Genomic DNA, 19,233 nt, shown 5'->3' with positions numbered 1-19,233 from the left:
CCTGTTAAAAAGCTCGGGCTGGTGGGACAATGTTGATATCCCGTCAAATTATTCCCACCATGAATAACTGGCCGAAATTCCTGCCCAATCCTACATCATGGGCAAGAGGTTTTGCCTTAAGCATTAGCTTTTGGCTGATTGTTTCCGTGTTCCTGCCCAATGCTTACTACTATTCTTACGGATTTAGCAGGACTTACTGGCGCACGATCTTCGGCAGATCTGATGTTGATATCATTGTATTTGCTTGGTTGTCCCAAATCTGGTTATTTGCTTTCTATCACTGGGCGCTAACTAAGTTTGCCGAATGGGTGGAAATCCGCCGGCACGGGCAGCCAGTGGCAATATCGGCGTGGCAGCACGGTCGAGAAGGAATTATCGCATTTCTCACTTTGCCAGCAGCGATCGCGATCGGAATTCCGGCGATGGCAATTTTTCTGCTGCCGGTTAGAACCTCTGGGGGCGGGCTGATAGCCGTAATTCTAGGAACTGCGATCGCCTCTGCTTACTTGTATTATTTCCGCTTTGGAAAGCTGCTGAAAACTATTATTAAACCTCTCTGGTTTTTTTATGCAAACCAGCTCAAAATAGTTGAACTTTTGTTAGTTCCAATCCTTACCGGTACTCCGTTTTTCCTGCTAACTATTGCCACAGCCCAAATCGTGCCCAGGCAGTTACTACCGCTGACAACTTTTTTATTAGTTGTTTGCGTATTTCTGAGCTCCATAGTCGGATATGCAGCCTTGCAATATTGGTCAGCACATCTCGTTAATTGGGTCGCGACGTGGTGGCCCGCCGAATCTCCTGGTTACAGCAACCTCGAAACTCGAAAAAGCTGGAAACATAACAAGACAGCAACCAGCAAATCTTTTATCCACCACAGCACCAGTTGGCACTTAGCAGCTAATGACGCTACCAACTTGATTTATCTAAATGCGATGTCGCTGATTGTTGCTTCGCTCGGTTATTTGTTGTTTGGAGACTCCCAAGAGTGGTCAAAAACGCAAGAAGAGATTCTGGGATTTGTGGTGGTGGCAGCTTGGATGGCGCTGTGGCATTTCTGGGGATGGCCGCGCGAAGTAGAAATTGCCAACCGTGAGGGCGAGGCTAAAAAAAGTCGGGGTTCAGCTAAGAAAAAGCGATCGCCCTCCAAATCACCTCCTGCCGATCCCATAGAACAAAATCTTAACCAGCTTAAGGCAGAAGCTGGATTGAATCGGATGAAGTCAGTAAGGCAAACGGCGCGGCCAACTCCTGAAGTTGCCGAATGGTACGTATTTCGATCTGGTAAAGCCGAGGGCCCGTATACTAAATTGCAACTATGGGAAGTTGAGGAAATCACAGCCCGAACTAAAGTGCGGCGCGGGGACGCTCAGTGGCAGCGCGCCGGTGAAATTCCAGAACTAGCACCATATCTCAGTCAAAAATAAGAGACTTCGATCGCCCTTGAATGCAGGACAATGGGTGCGAGACTGTCCACACCTGAGCACTTAACCATTTTCCTCGCCATTTCCCAGGTACAACCTGACGAATTCATTAGCCGCTTCCCGATTGAATGTCTGCAACGCTTGCTTAATCGCAAATACCGCCTCGGCAGACGGGTCTCGCTCTTCACTCACCCAACGGCTAACGTTTGAGCGATCGATCTCCATCTTTGCTGCCAATTGATATTGACTGATATCGTATGCCTCTAATATTTTTTTGAGGGCTTTACCTGCTCTTCCCATGCTCCCGATTGTGTCAGAGAGTCACGATTCTGTAAACGTTGCTGATTGTCATCTAATGCGTTACACTCAAAATAGTTGACAATTAGCAACTAATAGATCGAGGAAATTTACCGCAATGACTCAAACACAGCTTTTTGTGTCCACAGATATCAACGAAATCACGACATCGCCGATTTTGCAGCCAAATCCTGTGCCTGCTGAACCAAACCGGGAACCTGTGCTGATCCTGGTGATTGGCTCCCAGAAGGGAATCGATAGAATTGTTAGCGCGCTCTACTTGCGTCGCTTTGCAGCAGTTCAAGAATGGTCGCAGATTGTACCTGCCCCAACTTTCGGCAAGCTCATGCGGAGTTTGATTCGCTATGTTTCTCTAGATTAGATTGGGCAAAAATGCTCTTTTACATCAGACGCAGTGCTCTGCAAGACTCAATGGGGCGATCGCATTTTGAATTAAGTGCGATCGTTTCTTCTTTTCCAAGTTGATTGACACTTAGCTAAATTGACTAACCTGAGTTATAGCCTAGGGATGAATCTGACTCAAAATCACCCTCAACCGATCGTAATCATCCTTCAACAACACACTCAAACTCCTCCCCGCTTCCACCAACCAAGATCGATCGCGCTTTCGCAACTGATAAACCTCCCGAATCGCCGCAGCCGTCAGCGCCTCCACCGGCGCATTAGCCACCCCCAGCAAAGTCCTCAAAAAATCCAACTGAGCACTAAAATCAATCACCTCATCGGGTTCGCAGCGATAAACCGCTTGGTGAATTTGCGGCGGCCGTGGCGGAATATACTGATAAATAGTTCCCCGTTGCGGTGCATAACCATTCAAGCTTTCACCAGCCGTTTCAAAACCCACAATTGCCGATCGAAACTCGGTCTTTAACATCGCAAAAATCTGCGGTTGTTCCTCCCGCAACTCTTGCAGCGACATCCCCAAAGCCCGTGCTCTGTGCACCGTGTCGATCGGGCTAGTTGTGGCATGATAAACTACTGCGATCGCGAGATTTCCCGACTGTTCATCGGTCGCTTTCACCCAACTCCCGAAAGGTGGCATCGGTGGAAAACTCAAGTCTTCTGGATCTAAACATTGGGCTAGAAATTCTGTAGTTGCAGTTTCAATAATTTCGCCAATATGGTCATTGAGGCGCTCTTTCTCTGGAAATTGGGGGAGGTTTATACGCATATTGGGAATTAGGAATTGGGAATTGGGAATTGGGAATTGGGAATTGGGAATTGGGAATTGGGAATTGGGAATTGGGAATTGGGAATTGGGAATTGGGAATTGGGAATTGGGAATTGGGAATTGGGAATTGGGAATTGGTTGGTCGTTAGCTATTAGAAGTAAGTTTGATATAATACTCATAAATAATAGCTAATGACAACCAAATACCGACTAATGACTAATGACTACTGACTAATGACTACTGACTAATGACTACTGACTAATGACTAATGACTACTGACTACTGACTACTGACTATTTGGTTCGGCCTGCGGTAGCATCCACAAGTTCTAATTGCGACAGCCGAAATGAGATTAACTTGTCCCAATTGCCTCCTTCAAAAAGTACCGCGACTTTCCCGTCGGTGACTCGCTGGACAAGTCCTTGAAAGCCGTAGTAAATCTCGGTGGTATCTTTAACTCGAACCGCTGAACCTGGAAAAATCATATTTTTTTCAATGTTAAGTTTGCTGTTTATAGCTTACCGTTTTTTGGCGATCGAGTTTGGAGACGGCAGTGCCCATTGGTGTCAACTTAAGCTGTCAGCTCGCCAAGCCCGTCTGTGGGCCCGCGAGTCCGCCAGGGAATGAATTCCCTGTCTAATAGCGAAAATCCTCTTAAGAGGACTAATGAGTTCTTCAGTCCTCTTGAGAGGACTTTCGCTTTGAGACAGGGGTTTCAACCCCTGTCGGACTGTGGAATGAACGTTAAGTTGACACCAATAGGTATTGCCGTCTCCTGATTTAAGCTAAGGCTGCTACGGAAACTTTACCCGCAATCCTACCCGCGATCGCCCGCAACTCCCTCGCCGAAGCAGAACCCGGTTGTCCCACCACAATCGGTACACCGGAATCGCCACCTTCCCGCAACGGAATTTCCAGCGGAATCCGCCCTAACAGCGGCACTCCCAACTCCGCAGCCGTCCTTTCCCCGCCACCAGAACCGAAAATATCGTATTGCTTATCCGGCATATCCGGTGGCACAAAATAGCTCATATTTTCCACAATTCCCAACACCGACACTCCTAACTGCTGGAACATTTTCAACCCTTTGCGAGAATCCAACAGCGAGACAGTCTGCGGCGTAGTCACAATCACCACACCAGCCATCGGCACCGCTTGCGCCATAGTCAACTGCGCGTCTCCAGTACCCGGAGGCATATCTACAATCAGATAGTCCAAATCGCCCCAATTAACCTGGTAGAGAAACTGCCGGATGATCCCGTTCAACATCGGCCCTCGCCAAATTACAGGCTGGTCTTTCTCAATTAAAAACGCCATCGACACCAATTTGACACCGTAATTGAAAGCTGGTTCTAGACTTTCTCCGCTTTTTCCGTCCTTAACCATCACTTTAGCGTCCGCTAGCCCCAACATCGTCGGGTCATTGGGCCCATAGATATCGGCATCCAGCAAACCTACCTTAGCGCCGGTTTGAGCCAGGGCTACTGCCACGTTTACCGCTACTGTACTTTTGCCGACTCCGCCTTTGCCACTGGAAATTGCGATAATGTTTTTAACGCCTTCTATGCCTTGGCGATCGCCTACTCCCTTCTGCTGCGGTGTTTCTGCTGTCACCTCCACAGCCACTGTTTCGACACCGGGCAATTGTTTGACCGCTCTTTTGCAATCATCGACAATAAATTCTCGCAGCGGACAAGCTGGCGTTGTCAGCACCAAGGTGAAGCTGACGACTCCGCCGTCGATTTTGATGTTGCGGATCATGTTCAATTCCACCAAACTCTTTTGTAGTTCGGGGTCTTGGACTGGTCGCAGGATTTCTAGGACTGAACTAACATCGAGTGTATTGGGCATTATGTTCTCCACCATAGCTCTGCAATTGGGTCTGTAATTTGCGATCGATCTTTCAGTATATTTTTATTGCCATTTTTTAATCTAACTTCATAGAGATCTTTTACCGACCAACGGTGGCATAATTACAGTGCCGACTGGATTTGGGACTCACGGTCAATCTGAAACTCACATCCGATCGGCAAGAATTTCTACGACTCAAAGCAATTTGGTCACAATCGCCGAATTGAGCCGTGGTCGCGATTCTTCAATTCTTAAATTCTTAAATTCTTCAATCTAAAATCGGATGACAGTTTCTACAACTCTTAAAACAGCGACTTCCCCGTTTTTGCCACCCACTGACTCCAGAGCTAGAGTCAGTGAATTTATGAAGACCATACAAGATGAAATTTGTCAAGGTCTAGAACAACTCGACGGCAGTGGGAAATTTAAACAAGATGCTTGGGAGCGCTCCGAAGGCGGCGGTGGACGTTCTCGTGTCATGCGCGAAGGGGATGTGTTTGAACAAGGGGGAGTGAATTTTTCCCAAGTGTGGGGCGAAAGTTTGCCTGCTTTGATTTTGGCCAAGCACCCAGAGGCGGCAGGTCACGATTTCTATGCCACGGGTACTTCGATCGTGCTGCACCCCCGTAATCCCTATTTGCCTACGGTTCACCTAAATTATCGCTATTTTGAAGCCGGCCCGATTTGGTGGTTTGGCGGTGGTATCGATTTAACTCCTTATTACCCCTTTGCTGAGGATGCTACTCATTTTCACAACACTCTGAAAGCCGCTTGTGACAAACACCATCCCGCCTATTATCCGGCCTTTAAGCTCTGGTGTGATGAATATTTCTATCTCCCCCACCGCCAAGAAACTCGCGGTGTCGGTGGCATCTTTTTTGACTACCAAAATGGTAAAGGCCCCCTTTACCGCGACCAGAATGTCAAAGGGAAGGCCGCTGCGTATAGCAACGAAATCGGCAAGCCGGAAGATCGGAGTTGGGAGTCGGTGTTTGCCTTTGTCCAGGACTGCGGTAGGGCATTTTTGCCGGCCTATGTCCCAATTATTGAAAAACGCCGATCGACACCCTACGGCGATCGCGAACGCAATTTCCAACTTTACCGTCGCGGTCGCTATGTTGAATTTAACTTAGTTTACGATCGCGGTACGACCTTTGGTTTGCAGACAAATGGACGCACCGAATCGATTCTGATGTCTCTGCCGCCTCTGGTACGCTGGGAATACTGTTTTGAGCCAGAACCCAACTCTCCAGAAGCCGAACTGTACTCGAAATTCTTAAAACCACAAGATTGGGCAAATTAGATGCCTCTGTAGTAACCGACCTGAGTTAAACTACTGGGAAAGTAACCACCGCGATAGATAATAATTTTGAGGGAAGGGTCAGTGATTCATATTGATCAAAAAACCCACACGCTTCAAGACGGTACAACAGTTATCGTCTTAGCACCGACAGGACGGCTGGACATCACAACAGCTTGGCAATTCCGCCTCAAGTTGCAAGAGTGTATTTCCAAACTCAGCCGCCATGTTGTAGTGAATCTTGGTCAGGTTAACTTTATTGATAGTTCTGGCCTGACCTCACTTGTAGCTGGTATGAGGGATGCGGATAAAGTCAAGGGGAGTTTTCGGATTTGCAATGTTCATCCAGAAGCCAAACTGGTGTTTGAAGTCACCATGATGGATTCTGTGTTTGAAATTTTTGAGACTGAAGAAGAAGCTTTGGAGGGGGTGCCTCGCGCTAGTTGAGGACATCTTGCATCGGTTGCGGTGTAAGCAAATCTGAAGATTGAGAGTCCCCGACTCCCAGGAACACAGCAGGGGAAGAAGAGGCTGAAGGTAAATTTTTGCCTTCTCTGTTAGATAACTAAATCTTTTTTCCTTCTTCCAGAATTTCCCCCATTCCCCCCTAGCCCCCCACCCCCACTGCCCCCCCCAAGGGGGGAAGGGGGATGAAAGATCCATGAACGGTTCCCCTTCGATCTGGGGGCTAGGGGGATCTAGGCTTAATAGTCAAACCGCAGTCTCTGACTCGGTTTAACGTTAAGTTGACACCAATGGGGGGCGACTTCTTCCTTGTTCGTTCAGACCAATATCTCTGAAGCGAAATCCTGACGCTTGACAAATCTAAAAGGGCCCATTAGAGCTCCCCAAATAGCCTTACCTGTTTTGGGGTCTATTCCCTTGTCATAGCTGAGAAATTCGGCAGCGGTGGCTTCAAATCCCAAGTCTACTTGGTAATTTTGCCCTCCGTAGGCAAAGCAGCATGGAGTACCCACGGGCAAAGATGCCCGAAACCGATAACGGTTGGGGCCTAAATTTTGCACCGCAACTGAAAGGGTACAGCCTGGAAGGAGTTGGATTTCCTCCCGATTTACTTTTCCTAGTAAGTCTGGGTTGCGACCAGCTCCTTTGATGGCTTCAATATCCTTGAACATATAATACTGGGCTTCTAGCAGTCCTGGCGCTGTCTGTGATTGCCTCAGTTGCACGATGCGGGGACGGTATGGTTTGTCTAATTCCAGAATGTTGGCTTGTTCTGCAAACAGGGCAATGCTGGGTTCTGAAAATAGAGCAACGGGTACTGGTCTTTGCCAAAAACGAAGATGCACGTACCATACCGGCTCGGCAAGTGCTTGTTCCCGATTGTCAAAATCGCCAGCCATGTATTTGGCTAAAGCGATTAATTCTGGAGAGAGTGTCATGGATTCTAGATTTGAGATTGGGGATTGAGGATTTGGTCGCGCAGGTGAATCTCGCGGCTGGGGATCGCATTGCTTGATGGCGATCGCCATCGTAATATTAGACCTTTTAGCTTGACATTAAGACTTGATTGTGCAATCCCAAAGCAAATTTGAACTAATCAGAATATTAAGTTTATTAACGATTCCAGCTAAGATATAATTGTACAAAAGCCCCTAAGAAAATTAGGAAAATATGTAAGTCAGCGCCTGTAGTTGATTTATCCGGTCAGGTTTTGACTTCGGTACTGGCGATACCGACGTAAAAAAAAATGGCACTTTTTGTCAGCCCGATCGCACGCAGTTCAAATTTTCCAACTTTACTCATGTCGCTCGGCACGTCCGCTACGGCAAAATTATTAGATATAAGACTCAGGTGAACAAGAACCGTACTGTTTCAGATACTAAGCGAAGTTTCTATACGATTCACACTCGGCCGATCAATTCTATTTACCGTCGAGTGGTAGAAGAGTTGATGGTAGAAATGCACTTGCTTTCGGCAAATGCCGATTTTCACTACGACTCAATCTATGCTTTGGGTGTGGTGACAGCATTTAATCGATTCATGTTGGGATACGTCCCAGAACAAGACAAGGATTCAATTTTTAACGGTTTGTGCAAAGCTGTAGAGGACGACCCCGATCGCTATAAGCAGGATGCTGACAGACTCGAAAGCTTGGCCCAAAGACTTTCGGGTAGTGAGTTGCTTTCATGGTTCGATCGCTCGACCAGTTTTGATGATACAGGAGATTTGCAAGGATCTTTAGAGGCGATCGCCAATAACCCTCAATTTAAGTACAGTCGCTTATTCGCGATCGGCTTATTCTCCATGTTAGAAAAAGCTGACCCCAACTTGGTCAAAGACCAAGCAACGCTCAACGATACACTCAAAAAAGTCTGTGTAGCGTTGCATTTACCCGAAGAGAAAGTTAGCAAAGATTTGGACTTATACCGCAGCAACTTGGAAAAAATGGCTCAAGCACGAATCGTGCTCGAAGATGTGATTCAAGCAGAACGGAAAAAACGGGAAAAACGCGATCTAGCCAATCAAACCAGTCCTAACCCATCCCTAGACTCAACTGAAAGCACAAATTAACGATTTTTGCAGAAATAGCCTTTTTGAGACAGACAGGCTAGAATTTAGATATCCGACTTTTTCAAGAGGTCGGATATTTTGATATTAGAACTAATTTAGCTAAGGTTGTTGCTCAAAATTAGTAGCATTCGCCTGCAACAAATTGCTTAAGCTGGAGATAACTTCATTTCCAGAAGACTGCTTAGCCAAAGCTGTCGGGTTGACAGGTTCTGGTCTGTCCAAGTTGCGGGCGATCGCTGCGTTGACTTCTTTAGAAATTAATTCATGAAGTTGCTCTTTAGCCCTAGCCCTTTGAAAGTGAGCTCCTTCTTCAGTCGTAGCATAAAGAGGCGGCAATCTATTTAAAGCATAGGCCGCAATATCTCCCACATCAAGAGTCTGGTCGCTACTGGCCTCAATTTCAGCAACCCTGGCGATCGCATCACTAAGCACCAACTCTTCCATCACATTGATGAACTGTTTGCGAGGAAGAACCACAACTTCCCCAGTCAATAAAGCTCCCATCAAACGATCGAGAGCCATATACTCCTCGATCGACAATTCGGAAGCCGTATTGCAAATTCGTCCTACTTCAGCTTCCATAGACGGCGTTAAATAGCCATCCTGCAAAGCCTGTTCAACAATTTTTTCAATACTCATATATGCTTCCCGCTCAACGGCATCATCAATAAAGTTTTGTGAAGACGCGATTACTGGCGTCTTGAGATTGGAATTTGGAGGCTGTCCTTGAGAATTTGTATAAAAATTCTAACTTAACACTTATAACTTAACTTACAAGTGCGATCGGCACGCCCCAGCCACAAACTTACCCCATAATGACTGGTAAATTCATCAAAGTCTGGAAAAATTATTACTCAATTCCCTGAAGTCGCCAAGGTACCGGATCGATCGACTGCCCGTTTACATACAGTCCCCAGTGCAGGTGAGGGCCTGTCGAAGCCCCCGTGGAACCCAGCGCCCCAATAACTTGACCAGGCTTGACGAAATCGCCTTCCTGGACATCAATGCGACTCAGGTGCATCAAAATACTAGCTAACCCTTGACCGTGGTCAATACCAACTACATTACCGTGGATTTTAAACCCTTGAGATTCGCGTCCCACCAGAGACACCCGACCGGCGGCCGGTGCGACCACAGGAGAACCATAGGCACCAGCATAATCAACACCACGATGGTAGTAATCCTGGGCAAACACCCCATTATAGTATCGGCGCACCCCGTAAACAGTAGTAATTTCGCCAGCATTGGGGCGCAACAGAGGGCCATTCCAAAACTTTTCGGGTGTCACCAGTGCTTTAAACGCATCTACGCGATCGAATTCGGCATCAGTACCTTCGCTGTCTTTCCCTGGTGGTAGCGTGATAGATTGAGTCGGAAAATTGCGATCGCGCACTTGCACGCTCAAGTTTTGCACCTTTCCGTCACCAGTGACTTTGATTTGGCGAGCACCGGCTTTCTCCAGGGGTGTAGTAGGTAGCAGAGCCCGAAAGCGGTTGTTACCCATCGGAAAAGCTGGGTAGTTTTTCTGTTGTAGAGAAACCGTTGGAGTTTCCCCAGGGCTACCATCTACCTGAATCAAGACTGACAAAGTATCTCCTAGTTCGGGATTTGGCGGACTCACCTGAACCTGCAAAGCTTGCACCGGCGATACCAGACACAGAACACTAGCAACAATTCCCCCACTCACAACCGCCATCTTCCTGTTTGTTTTCACCAGCCTACAGCCCAAAATAGCACCCGCAACTATTTCCCCACTAGACCCGGAGTTGGCTTGATTCGCAGTCGTTGTCATGACTGATATCCTTAAATGTTGGTCTAGATAATATTACACAAAGTAGCTAAAATCTAGGGCGCGATCGCCACAAAAAGTACGTCAAGCAAAGCTATCCCTAGGGAATCGCCCTTTCCGGCCAAGTAGAAAATAATTTCTCAAAACAGAGAAAATTCCCCAGCATTCATGTGTATGGGCGAGATTTATACAAACTCAGCCAACGAAAATATCGGATATCTTAGTAAAAACGACCCATTTGTCGGTGGGCTGATGACACTTCTGTAGGACGAGTAGAATCAGGTTATATTTATAGAGAAAATAGCCAAGAAATCGGTTGTGCCGATACCTATTTAGAAGGTGCGGCACTTATGTTGTTTGCCGTTCACGGCGGGACTTATTAAGGAAAAAAACAAGTTTAAGAAATACTTGACCAGTGGCAATGACCACCTAGGGTTAAAACCCCTCATAGTCAAAGCCCTGCCTAGGAGGAATAAAAACCTTTTTATCCCAAATTTGTAGTCGGTTTTAACTCATATCTTGTACCATTCTAAAAAGCCTATAGGGACAGGTTTACCCAAAGCTTTAAAGGGTGCAGACAGGTTAAATAAACCTGCCCGACCCACAAAAAAGCCCTTGAACTGGTTCCCAGTCAGAGCCTGGAAACCCAGATCTAGAGGATCTGCCTCCCCTTGTCAGGGCTTCACAGAAAGGGCTATTGCTTAACTTTCCCCCACAGCTTAATTGACTAAGACTTACACATTCACATACCCAAAGGAACACAAAAATGACAAAAGCACTACGAGGAAACGAAGGATGGGGAGTCAAAGCGGGTAAGCTTATAAAAGCGGCATTCCTGCCTACAGTTTATAATGCCGATCGCATTGGCGAAACTCAAGCCAGAAACACAGACTTAACACTACATACCAACAAGGAAATCGAAGCAACTAGGCAAGAAATCCGCAATAAAGAACTCGTACTACAGGGATTTAAACGACAAGCAAACCTCGAATTTCAACCCGAAGAAGGCAATTTAAACCGCTCCTTACAGTTAGAATTAGCAAGAATAAACCGCGAATTCCAATCCCAAGAAGGACTGCTAAACCGCCAACTAAAAGAACAAATTGCCCAGCTCAACCGCGAATTCCAAACGAAGGAAAATCAACTCAGCAGCGCACACCAAATACAATTAGAAATCTTGAGATCGCACCTGCAACAATGGTGCATAGAACAGCAAAAAAAACTGCAATTACAACTAAAAAGCCTTGAGGCTCAACTGGCCCGCGAACTCCGAATTTATGACAGAAAAACTGCCATTGAAACTATTCAAGAACAGAAAAGACAAGGCAACTCTCCCATTTGGTTGATTGCCGAAGATATTGTTAAATCTAATCCGGCTCAAAATCCTATTCCCCTGCGAGTTTTCCTATCGCCACCTACTTTGCAATTTGACCGTTCTGGGGATGGAAATGATGCAGCCAAAGACTTTCCAGAGATGGAAAAAACTCTAGGAATTTACCTGCAACAATTCTTTGAAAAATATTTAACCCAAGGACGACCTGTAGAATTCTTATCAGGTGCTTGGACAAGTAAGCTTTTTCACAGTCAAGCAGCAACACAATCAATGTTTCGCAGCTTAAGAACTGAGCCGACATTAATTTTAGAATCCGCTGCCGAAGGCGATATTTTCAACCTCAACTTTGGTTATTGGGGTTTGAATTGGGCAACTTATCGCTACAAATCACCGATTCCCATGCTACCTTGGCGCGAGGTGCTTTTTGATTTTGCTAAAGAGCGGGCATTGCAGTGGCAAGCTCAGCGACAATCCCACATCGATCAGGGTAATAGCGGTGAAGAATTTGATGAGCTTTTCGGTACTGAAACTGTTAACAGTTTCTTGCACAACCTCAAAATCATTGAGAGAGAAAAAAAGTGCGAAGCGATGGGAATTGACCCCAGCGACTGCCCGCGTCCCTACAGCATTCACAAAAAAGATTATGAAAGATTTCAGCAATTTATCGGTGTTTGTCACTGTGTGATTGCCGGATTGCTAGCCGATGAATACTTTTTGATTCACGTCTCCTCAGACGTGCGAATGCGGCCTCTATTGCCTCAGTTACTCCCAGATTTACTGCGAGATATGCCCTCGGAGGAACAGGCACAATTGGTAGAAATAGCGATTAATTTCTACGAAATGTTGTATAATATTATTGCTGAGTCAGAATCGGCATGGATTCCTGAACTGAAGTTAGATTTAGCTGAAGGTTTGCTAGATTTGCCCGATAAGCGTTGGGCCACAGCGCAAATTTTTGAGTCCGTGAAAGCTTGGCTGAAATTGCGCGACTTGTCGGTACCGTCAGGAAACAAAGAAATTTTGGATGCCCTCGATGCGGCTTTGACAATCGATGATTTGAAATATGTTGGAAAACTGAATAGCTGTTTTGCTGCTGTTGGCCAAAGTCACCAACTGAGTGTGATTGAATCTTGTTACAAGCGAGCTATTGGGCGCTGCCAAGAGGAAAAATATGCAGCAGCGATTGTTGATTTCAATCAAGTCCTTCAACTCAATGCTAATTTTGCTAATGCTAATTTCAATCGGGGGTTTGCCTATGCTAAGTTGGAGCAGTATCGAGCTGCTATTGAAGATTACACTCAAGTTTTGCGGCTAGAACCAAATCATGCTGATGCTTGGAACAATCGAGCCAATGCTTGTTACAAATTGGGAGCCTACGAATCGGCAATATCTGATTACACTCAAGCATTAAATCTTAATCCGAATTTGCCGGGAGTCCTACACAATCGCGATGTTGCACAAGGTGTTTGGGATGAGAAAAAACGCCAACAGCGATTAGAAGAAGAGGAACAGCAACGTCATGCTGAACAAGAAAGTCAGCGCCGATTAGAAGAAGAGAAACGCCAACGTGTGGCTGAAGAGGAAGCTAAGGTTGAAGAATTCCATTTCGAGATTATTACAGTTAACAATCAAGGGCAAGAAGTTAGTCGCCAACCAGGAAAGGCAAGTCAAAAAGTCGAAAGATTGGGCAATTGGGTAAATTTGGAAATGGTTTATATTCCCGGTGATACATTCCAGATGGGTTCATCTGAATCTAGTTCGGAACAACCGATACACCAAGTAACAGTCCAACCTTTTTATCTGGGCAAATATCCCATTACTCAAGAACAGTGGGAAGTGGTGATGGGAAATAACCCTTCTGAGTTTAAAAGCCCGAAACGTCCTGTAGAACAAGTAAGCTGGGATGATGCTGTGAAATTCTGCCAGAAACTTTCTCAAAAAACAGGCAAGACTTATCGCTTACCTACGGAAGCGGAATGGGAATATGCTTGTCGCGCCGGAACCTCAACACTTTTCCATTTTGGCGAAACAATTACGCCGGATTTAGTTAATTATGACGGCAATTATCCCTACGGTTCTGCACAATCGGGACTTTACCGCCAACAAACAACGGATGTGGGGAGTTTTCCGCCCAATGCGTTTGGACTTTATGATATGCACGGCAATGTTTGGGAATGGTGTAGCGATCGCTGGCATGATAACTACAACGGTGCACCGACTGACGGAAGTTCTTGGGAAACTGGTACAGACGATCGCCGAGTGCTGCGTGGTGGTTCCTGGCTCAACGTTGCAGTCCTTTGCCACAGTGCCCTCCGTAGCAGGGTTTCGGCTGGCCTCCGTAGCTCGTTCTTCGATTTTCGCGTAGCTCTGGTTTCCGAGTAGCTTCCGGCAGGGCTGTTTCATTCTCAAACAAATCATCGTTTTGTAGGGGTAGTGGATGGTGCGTGCCTACCCTCCTCATCCACGATTTTGTAGGTGTTTCAGGCATCAGGGCAACCACGGGGGGATTGCCCCTACAAGAGAATGAAACAGCCCTGTAGCTTCCGGTTTCTGGTTCTCTGCCGTAAATAGTGGTAATTTCGCCGGAGTTGGGGCGCAATAATGGGCCGTTCCAAAACTTTTGGGGTGTCACCAGTGCTTTAAATGCGTCTACGCGATCGAACTCCGCATCAGTCCCTCACTGTCTTTCCCAGGCGGTAGCGTGATGGACTGAGTGGGAAAATCTCGATCGCGCACTTGCACGCTCAACTTCTGCACACGTCTCCCAGTTCGGGATTTGCCGGCGTCACCTGCACTTGCAAAGCTTGCACCGGGGACACCAGACACAGAACACTAGCAACAATTCCCCCACTCAAACTAACCCTCTTCACCTTTGTTCTCAACATATATCCCAAAATAACACCTACAACTTTTTGTGCGATCGACTCAGAGTTACCTTGATCCACATTCGTTTTCATCATCAAAAAAAATTCAGTAATATTTCTCTAGCTAATATTGCACAAAGCCTATTCATTGCTCGAAATCTAAATTTACCAAGAAATTCACTTTTTGTGGAACAGGCCGGAAAGCCTGTTGCTAATGCATACTTACAAAATAATTTGGCAGAATAGAGAAAATCACCCAGCATTCCCCAAACCCATGAATCACACATCTGACAGCAACTCCCCGTTAGACGACTTCATGCAATCCCTAGGCCTCGACCCCCATCAACCAAACAATCTGGATCATTCCCACAACAACTTACACCTCAACGACCAAAACCTCAACCATCCAGCAACATCAAACATCGCCCACAGCGATTGGACTGATTCATCCCATAATTTCCACCAACAACATCCCCAAAGCGACTGGACTCACAGCAACGATATTCACCACACAGACAATCAGTGGCAAAATCCAGAACACGGATTCGCAACCGGAATATCAGCAACTCCCAGCGATTGGACAGATAATTCCCACAATTTCCACCAGCAAAATCACCAAAGCGACTGGACTCACAGCCACGACATTCACCACCAAAATACTCACGAACACCATGCCGAAACCGGATTTACAACATCCACAAATCATCACGACAACCACACAAATGTAGCGCCCCACATCGTCAATTCCTCCTATTCTAATTCAGGAGACGGCCCATTCATTCACATAGACCGCAGCGGCGACGTGCACCTACACAAACTCGATGGAACCACACAAGTAGTAGGTCATGTGGATGGGCGAGATTTTTACAACTCAGCCAACGACCATATCGGATATCTTAGTAAAAACGGACACATTTGTCGGTGGGCTGACGACACTTCCGTAGGACGAGTAGAATCAGGTCATATCTATCGAGAAAACGGCAAAGAAGTCGGTCGGGCCGATACCGATTTAGAAGGTGCAGCCCATATGTTATTTGCCGTTCGCGGCGGGACTTATTAGTACCAAATCTCCAGAAACCGGGTTTTTTCGCAAAATCTACGGCTCAAACCCCAAATCTCAAAAAAACCCGGTTTCTTCACCCCCACCCTAATCTCCAGAAACCGGGTTTTTCGCAAAATCTACGGCTCAAACCCCAAATCTCAAAAAAACCCGGTTTCTTCAACCCCACCCGAATCTCAGGGCTGTTTCATTCTCAAACAAATCATCGTTTTGTAGGGGTAGTGGATGGTGCGTGCCTACCCTCCTCATCCACGATTTTGTAGTGTTTCAGGCATCAGGGCAACCACGGGGGGATTGCCCCTACAAGAGAATGAAACAGCCCTGACCCTAATCTCCAGAAACCGGGTTTTTCGCAAAATCTACGGCTCAAACCCCAAATCTCGAAAAAACCCGGTTTCTTTCACCCCATTCACCTACCCAAAGGAACAAACAAATGACCAAAGCACTACCAGGAAAAAAAGGATGGCTAGCCAAAGCTGGCGATTTGTTCAAAGCCGCATTCATGCCTACAGTATATAACGCAGACCGCATTTCCGAAACCCAAACCGGAAACACAGGCATAACAATCCAAGCCAACAAAGAAATCGAAGCAAGTCGCCAAGAACTCCGCCAAAAAGAACTCGTACTACAAGAATTTCAACGACAAGCCAACCTCACTTTTCAAGCCGAAGAAGGCAATCTCAACCGCTCCTTACAATCAGAACTAGCAAGACTCAACCGCGAATCCCAAACCCAAGAAGGACTCCTAAACCGTCAAATGCAAGAACAACTTGCAAAAATCAACCGCGACTTTCAAGCCAGCGAAGGCAAACTCAATCGCGAACACCAAATCCAACTAGAAATATTTAGAGGCGAACTCCAAAAATGGTGCATCGAACAGCAAAAAGAACTGCAACTACACCTCAAAAACCTCGACGCTCAACTCGCCCGCGAACTCCGAATTTATGACCGACAAACTAGCATCGAAGTCATTCAAGAACAGAAAAGACAAAACAACTCTCCCATTTGGCTAGTCGCCCAAGATATTGTCAACTCAAATCCCACTCAAAATCCCATTCCCCTGCGAGTTTTCCTCTCACCTCCCAGCCTGCAATTTGACCGTTCCGGCGATAGTAATGATACCGCCAAAGGCTTTCCAGATATGGAAAAATTTCTGGGAATTTACCTGCAACTATTCTTTGAAAAATATTCCGCCCAAGGAAGGCCAATCGAGTTTTTGTCTGGTGCTTGGACGAGCAAATTTTTTCACAGCCAAGCAGCCACAAAAACCATGTTTCACGGCTTAAAAACCGAGCCAACATTGATTTTAGAATCCACAGCCGAAGGCCATATTTTTAACCTCAACTTTGGCTATTGGGGTTTGAATTGGGCAACTTATCGCTACAAATCCCCGATTCCGATGCTACCTTGGCGCGAGGTACTTTTTGACTTTGCTAAAGAGCGGGCATTGCAGTGGCAAGCTCAGCGACAAGCCGACATTAATGAGGGTAATAGCGGTGAAGAATTTGATGAATTTTATGGTCCTGAAGCTGTTAATAGTTTTTTGCACAACCTCAAAATTATTGAGAGAGAAAAGCAGTGCGAAGCAAGGGGAATAGAACCCACAGAAATCCCACGTCCCTACAGCATTCACCAAAAAGATTATGAAAGATTTCAGCAATTTATCGGTGTTTGTCACTGTTTGATTGCCGGATTGCTGGCCGATGAATACTTTTTGATTCACGTCTCGTCAGACGTGCGGCAGCGGCCTCTATTGCCTCAGTTACTGCCTGATTTGCTGCGAGATATGCCCAAGGAGGAACAGGAACAATTAGTAGAAATAGTGATTAATTTCTACGAAATGTTGTATGATATTATTGGCGAATCTGAATCGGCATGGATTCCTGAACTGAAGTTAGATTTAGCTGAAGGTTTGCTGGATTTGCCGGATAAGCGTTGGGCGGCGACACAAATTTTTGAGTCGGTGAAAGCTTGGCTGCAATTGCGCGGTTTGTCGGTACCGGAAGGAAACAAGGAAATTTTGGATGCCCTCGATGCGGCTTTGACAATTGATGATTTGAAATATGCTGGAAAACTGAATAGCTGTTTGGCTGCTGTGGGTAAAACTCGCCAATTTAGCGTGATTGAATCTTGTTACAAACGAGCGATTGGGCGCTGCAAACAGGAAAACTATGCAGCGGCAATTGTGGATTTCAATCAAGTGCTGCAACTGAATCCTAATTTTGCTAAGGCTAATTTCAATCGGGGATTGGCCTATGCTAAGTTGGAGCAGTATCGGGCGGCGATTGAAGATTACACTCAATATTTGCGGCTGGACCCCAACAATGCTGATACTTGGAACAATCGAGGTAATGCTTATTACAAGTTGAGAGAATACGAGCAGGCAATTTCTGATTACAATCAAGCCTTAAATCTCAATCCAAATTTGTCGAGTGTAGCGCACAATCGCGATGTGGCTCAAGGTGTTTGGGATGAGAAAAAATGGTTGCGGCAACAAGAAGAAGAGAAACAGCAGCTTCAGGCTGAACAAGAACGTCAGCGGAAATTAGCAGAAGAAGAGCAACGTCGCGCTGAAGAAGAATCTAAGGGGAAAGAATTTCAGTTCGAGATTGTTACTGTTAACAATCGAGGACAAGAAGTTAGTCGCAAACCGGGGAAATCTTATCAGAAAGTTGCAGATTTGGGCAACGGGGTAAATTTGGAAATGGTTTATATCCCTGGTGGTACGTTTCAGATGGGTTCATCTGAAAGTAGTTATGAACAACCAGTGCATCCAGTAACTGTGCAACCCTTTTATCTGGGAAAATATCCGATTACTCAAGCACAATACCAAGCGGTGATGGGAAACAACCCTTCTAATTTCAAAGGTGCGAAACGTCCTGTGGAACAAGTAAGCTGGGATGAGGCTGTGGAATTTTGCCGGAAACTTACTCAAAAAACAGGCAAGAGTTATCGTTTACCTGCGGAAGCCGAATGGGAATATGCTTGTCGCGCCGGAACTACAACGCCTTTCTATTTTGGTGACACGATTACGCCGGATTTAGTTAATTATGACGGCGATTATCCCTACGGTGCTGCGCCGGAGGGACTTGATCGCGGACAAACAACGGATGTCGGGAGTTTTCCGCCTAATTCCTTTGGTTTATACGATATGCACGGGAATGTTTGGGAATGGTGCAGCGATAAATGGTACCATAATTATAGTGACGCACCGACTGACGGAAGTTCTTGGGAAACTGGAACGGATAATAACCGAGTGCAGCGTGGTGGTTCCTGGAACAACCATGCGGTCCATTGCTGCTGTGCCTATCGTAACTTCAACTCGGCGGACTACGGGTGGAGGTACTGGGGTTTTCGCGTTGCGGTAGCGTCGGTTTCTTCCTTGTCCTAGTTTTCCCCGCGAGGACTCTTCTCTACTCTCTAGCCCTTTTGCTCTTTTCCCTCTTTCCTCTTTACCCTCTTGGGCGCGTCAGCGCGCTTTAAAAATTTTTTTGGGAAAATGGGGGTTAATATTACGTTCAGGGGCTGTAGGGGCGGGTTTTACCAACCATCTATTGGGGGAAACCAACAACATCATAAACCCGCCC

At 46.3% G+C, this 19,233-nt stretch carries 18 protein-coding genes; 10 read left to right on the top strand and 8 right to left on the bottom strand.

Annotated elements, in window-relative coordinates; all coding sequences use genetic code 11:
• Positions 1 to 29 precede the first annotated feature (29 nt).
• A complete protein-coding gene (locus tag P2A85_RS22050; RefSeq protein ID WP_377475518.1) occupies positions 30 to 1,427 on the top strand; it encodes a DUF4339 domain-containing protein in 1,398 nt (465 codons plus the stop codon).
• A gap of 60 nt (positions 1,428 to 1,487) precedes the next feature.
• Here the strand turns inward: P2A85_RS22050 and P2A85_RS22045 are convergent, their stop codons facing one another.
• The gene (locus P2A85_RS22045) at positions 1,488 to 1,724 is read right to left on the bottom strand and encodes a helix-turn-helix domain-containing protein (protein ID WP_371115435.1); all 237 of its coding nucleotides are present in this window, start codon (positions 1,722 to 1,724) and stop codon (positions 1,488 to 1,490) included.
• Positions 1,725 to 1,839: 115 nt separating this feature from the next.
• Between P2A85_RS22045 and P2A85_RS22040 the strand changes: the two genes are divergently transcribed.
• On the top strand, positions 1,840 to 2,103 hold the full coding sequence (locus P2A85_RS22040) for a peptide ABC transporter substrate-binding protein (protein WP_377475517.1): 264 nt from the start codon (positions 1,840 to 1,842) through the stop codon (positions 2,101 to 2,103).
• A gap of 141 nt (positions 2,104 to 2,244) precedes the next feature.
• Here P2A85_RS22040 and P2A85_RS22035 read toward each other — a convergent pair whose 3' ends face one another.
• Positions 2,245 to 2,913 carry an HAS-barrel domain-containing protein gene (locus tag P2A85_RS22035; RefSeq protein WP_377475516.1) on the bottom strand — a complete coding sequence of 223 codons (669 nt, stop codon included), beginning with the start codon at positions 2,911 to 2,913 and terminating at the stop codon, positions 2,245 to 2,247.
• A gap of 15 nt (positions 2,914 to 2,928) precedes the next feature.
• Between P2A85_RS22035 and P2A85_RS22030 the strand changes: the two genes are divergently transcribed.
• Positions 2,929 to 3,069 (top strand): hypothetical protein, encoded by a 141-nt coding sequence (locus tag P2A85_RS22030; protein WP_377475515.1) that lies wholly within the window; start codon positions 2,929 to 2,931, stop codon positions 3,067 to 3,069.
• A 138-nt stretch (positions 3,070 to 3,207) separates the two neighbouring features.
• Here the strand turns inward: P2A85_RS22030 and P2A85_RS22025 are convergent, their stop codons facing one another.
• Positions 3,208 to 3,399 carry an NAD(P)H dehydrogenase subunit NdhS gene (locus P2A85_RS22025; protein ID WP_293271046.1) on the bottom strand — a complete coding sequence of 64 codons (192 nt, stop codon included), beginning with the start codon at positions 3,397 to 3,399 and terminating at the stop codon, positions 3,208 to 3,210.
• Positions 3,400 to 3,409: 10 nt separating this feature from the next.
• On the opposite strand from P2A85_RS22025, the gene P2A85_RS22020 reads away from it, so the two are divergent.
• Positions 3,410 to 3,541, top strand: coding sequence for a hypothetical protein (locus P2A85_RS22020; RefSeq protein ID WP_371118810.1), 132 nt, complete (start codon positions 3,410 to 3,412; stop codon positions 3,539 to 3,541).
• 153 nt (positions 3,542 to 3,694) lie between these two features.
• Here the strand turns inward: P2A85_RS22020 and P2A85_RS22015 are convergent, their stop codons facing one another.
• Complete coding sequence (locus P2A85_RS22015; RefSeq protein ID WP_377475514.1) at positions 3,695 to 4,765, bottom strand: Mrp/NBP35 family ATP-binding protein; 1,071 nt, start codon at positions 4,763 to 4,765, stop codon at positions 3,695 to 3,697.
• A gap of 283 nt (positions 4,766 to 5,048) precedes the next feature.
• Between P2A85_RS22015 and hemF the strand changes: the two genes are divergently transcribed.
• Together hemF and P2A85_RS22005 are read left to right on the top strand one after the other, a co-directional pair.
• Complete coding sequence (hemF, locus tag P2A85_RS22010; RefSeq protein WP_377475513.1) at positions 5,049 to 6,068, top strand: oxygen-dependent coproporphyrinogen oxidase; 1,020 nt, start codon at positions 5,049 to 5,051, stop codon at positions 6,066 to 6,068.
• Positions 6,069 to 6,149: 81 nt separating this feature from the next.
• The gene (locus P2A85_RS22005) at positions 6,150 to 6,512 is read left to right on the top strand and encodes an STAS domain-containing protein (protein WP_006631392.1); all 363 of its coding nucleotides are present in this window, start codon (positions 6,150 to 6,152) and stop codon (positions 6,510 to 6,512) included.
• Between the two features lie 335 nt (positions 6,513 to 6,847).
• Here P2A85_RS22005 and P2A85_RS22000 read toward each other — a convergent pair whose 3' ends face one another.
• The gene (locus tag P2A85_RS22000) at positions 6,848 to 7,468 is read right to left on the bottom strand and encodes a chromophore lyase CpcT/CpeT (RefSeq protein ID WP_377475512.1); all 621 of its coding nucleotides are present in this window, start codon (positions 7,466 to 7,468) and stop codon (positions 6,848 to 6,850) included.
• Between the two features lie 412 nt (positions 7,469 to 7,880).
• Between P2A85_RS22000 and psb29 the strand changes: the two genes are divergently transcribed.
• Entirely contained in the window at positions 7,881 to 8,600 is a 720-nt protein-coding gene (gene psb29, locus P2A85_RS21995) for a photosystem II biogenesis protein Psp29 (protein ID WP_377475511.1), read from the top strand.
• Positions 8,601 to 8,699: 99 nt separating this feature from the next.
• Here the strand turns inward: psb29 and P2A85_RS21990 are convergent, their stop codons facing one another.
• Positions 8,700 to 9,239, bottom strand: a complete 540-nt coding sequence (locus P2A85_RS21990; protein WP_340541683.1) for a late competence development ComFB family protein — start codon at positions 9,237 to 9,239, stop codon at positions 8,700 to 8,702.
• A 211-nt stretch (positions 9,240 to 9,450) separates the two neighbouring features.
• Positions 9,451 to 10,296, bottom strand: a complete 846-nt coding sequence (locus P2A85_RS21985) for a M23 family metallopeptidase (RefSeq protein WP_377481637.1) — start codon at positions 10,294 to 10,296, stop codon at positions 9,451 to 9,453.
• An 859-nt stretch (positions 10,297 to 11,155) separates the two neighbouring features.
• Between P2A85_RS21985 and P2A85_RS21980 the strand changes: the two genes are divergently transcribed.
• Entirely contained in the window at positions 11,156 to 14,104 is a 2,949-nt protein-coding gene (locus P2A85_RS21980; protein ID WP_377475510.1) for an SUMF1/EgtB/PvdO family nonheme iron enzyme, read from the top strand.
• Between the two features lie 362 nt (positions 14,105 to 14,466).
• Here the strand turns inward: P2A85_RS21980 and P2A85_RS21975 are convergent, their stop codons facing one another.
• On the bottom strand, positions 14,467 to 14,682 hold the full coding sequence (locus P2A85_RS21975; protein ID WP_377475509.1) for a hypothetical protein: 216 nt from the start codon (positions 14,680 to 14,682) through the stop codon (positions 14,467 to 14,469).
• Positions 14,683 to 14,860: 178 nt separating this feature from the next.
• Here P2A85_RS21975 and P2A85_RS21970 point away from each other — a divergent pair, with 178 nt between their 5' ends.
• Positions 14,861 to 15,646: a hypothetical protein gene (locus tag P2A85_RS21970; protein ID WP_377475508.1), complete on the top strand. Its 786-nt coding sequence runs from the start codon at positions 14,861 to 14,863 to the stop codon at positions 15,644 to 15,646.
• Between the two features lie 433 nt (positions 15,647 to 16,079).
• On the top strand, positions 16,080 to 19,037 hold the full coding sequence (locus tag P2A85_RS21965; protein WP_377475506.1) for a tetratricopeptide repeat protein: 2,958 nt from the start codon (positions 16,080 to 16,082) through the stop codon (positions 19,035 to 19,037).
• Positions 19,038 to 19,233 lie beyond the last annotated feature (196 nt).

The sequence above is a fragment of the Microcoleus anatoxicus genome (assembly GCF_042465725.1).
GTDB classification, from domain to species: domain Bacteria; phylum Cyanobacteriota; class Cyanobacteriia; order Cyanobacteriales; family Microcoleaceae; genus Microcoleus; species Microcoleus anatoxicus.
Note: the sequence above shows the minus strand (reverse complement) of the source record. Positions and strands in the feature narration are given on the sequence as shown.

What these genes read in the sequence shown, in the direction of transcription:
- P2A85_RS22050 (WP_377475518.1), top strand. Translation starts at nt 30, where the DNA reads ATGTTGATATCCCGTCAAATTATTCCCACCATGAATAACTGGCCGAAA.
- P2A85_RS21990 (WP_340541683.1), bottom strand. Translation starts at nt 9,239, where the DNA reads ATGAGTATTGAAAAAATTGTTGAACAGGCTTTGCAGGATGGCTATTTA.
- P2A85_RS21985 (WP_377481637.1), bottom strand. Translation starts at nt 10,296, where the DNA reads ATGGCGGTTGTGAGTGGGGGAATTGTTGCTAGTGTTCTGTGTCTGGTA.
- P2A85_RS22040 (WP_377475517.1), top strand. Translation starts at nt 1,840, where the DNA reads ATGACTCAAACACAGCTTTTTGTGTCCACAGATATCAACGAAATCACG.
- P2A85_RS22020 (WP_371118810.1), top strand. Translation starts at nt 3,410, where the DNA reads ATGTTAAGTTTGCTGTTTATAGCTTACCGTTTTTTGGCGATCGAGTTT.
- P2A85_RS22000 (WP_377475512.1), bottom strand. Translation starts at nt 7,468, where the DNA reads ATGACACTCTCTCCAGAATTAATCGCTTTAGCCAAATACATGGCTGGC.
- P2A85_RS22045 (WP_371115435.1), bottom strand. Translation starts at nt 1,724, where the DNA reads ATGGGAAGAGCAGGTAAAGCCCTCAAAAAAATATTAGAGGCATACGAT.
- P2A85_RS22015 (WP_377475514.1), bottom strand. Translation starts at nt 4,765, where the DNA reads ATGCCCAATACACTCGATGTTAGTTCAGTCCTAGAAATCCTGCGACCA.
- P2A85_RS21970 (WP_377475508.1), top strand. Translation starts at nt 14,861, where the DNA reads ATGAATCACACATCTGACAGCAACTCCCCGTTAGACGACTTCATGCAA.
- hemF (WP_377475513.1), top strand. Translation starts at nt 5,049, where the DNA reads ATGACAGTTTCTACAACTCTTAAAACAGCGACTTCCCCGTTTTTGCCA.
- P2A85_RS21965 (WP_377475506.1), top strand. Translation starts at nt 16,080, where the DNA reads ATGACCAAAGCACTACCAGGAAAAAAAGGATGGCTAGCCAAAGCTGGC.
- P2A85_RS21980 (WP_377475510.1), top strand. Translation starts at nt 11,156, where the DNA reads ATGACAAAAGCACTACGAGGAAACGAAGGATGGGGAGTCAAAGCGGGT.
- P2A85_RS21975 (WP_377475509.1), bottom strand. Translation starts at nt 14,682, where the DNA reads ATGATGAAAACGAATGTGGATCAAGGTAACTCTGAGTCGATCGCACAA.
- P2A85_RS22025 (WP_293271046.1), bottom strand. Translation starts at nt 3,399, where the DNA reads ATGATTTTTCCAGGTTCAGCGGTTCGAGTTAAAGATACCACCGAGATT.
- P2A85_RS22035 (WP_377475516.1), bottom strand. Translation starts at nt 2,913, where the DNA reads ATGCGTATAAACCTCCCCCAATTTCCAGAGAAAGAGCGCCTCAATGAC.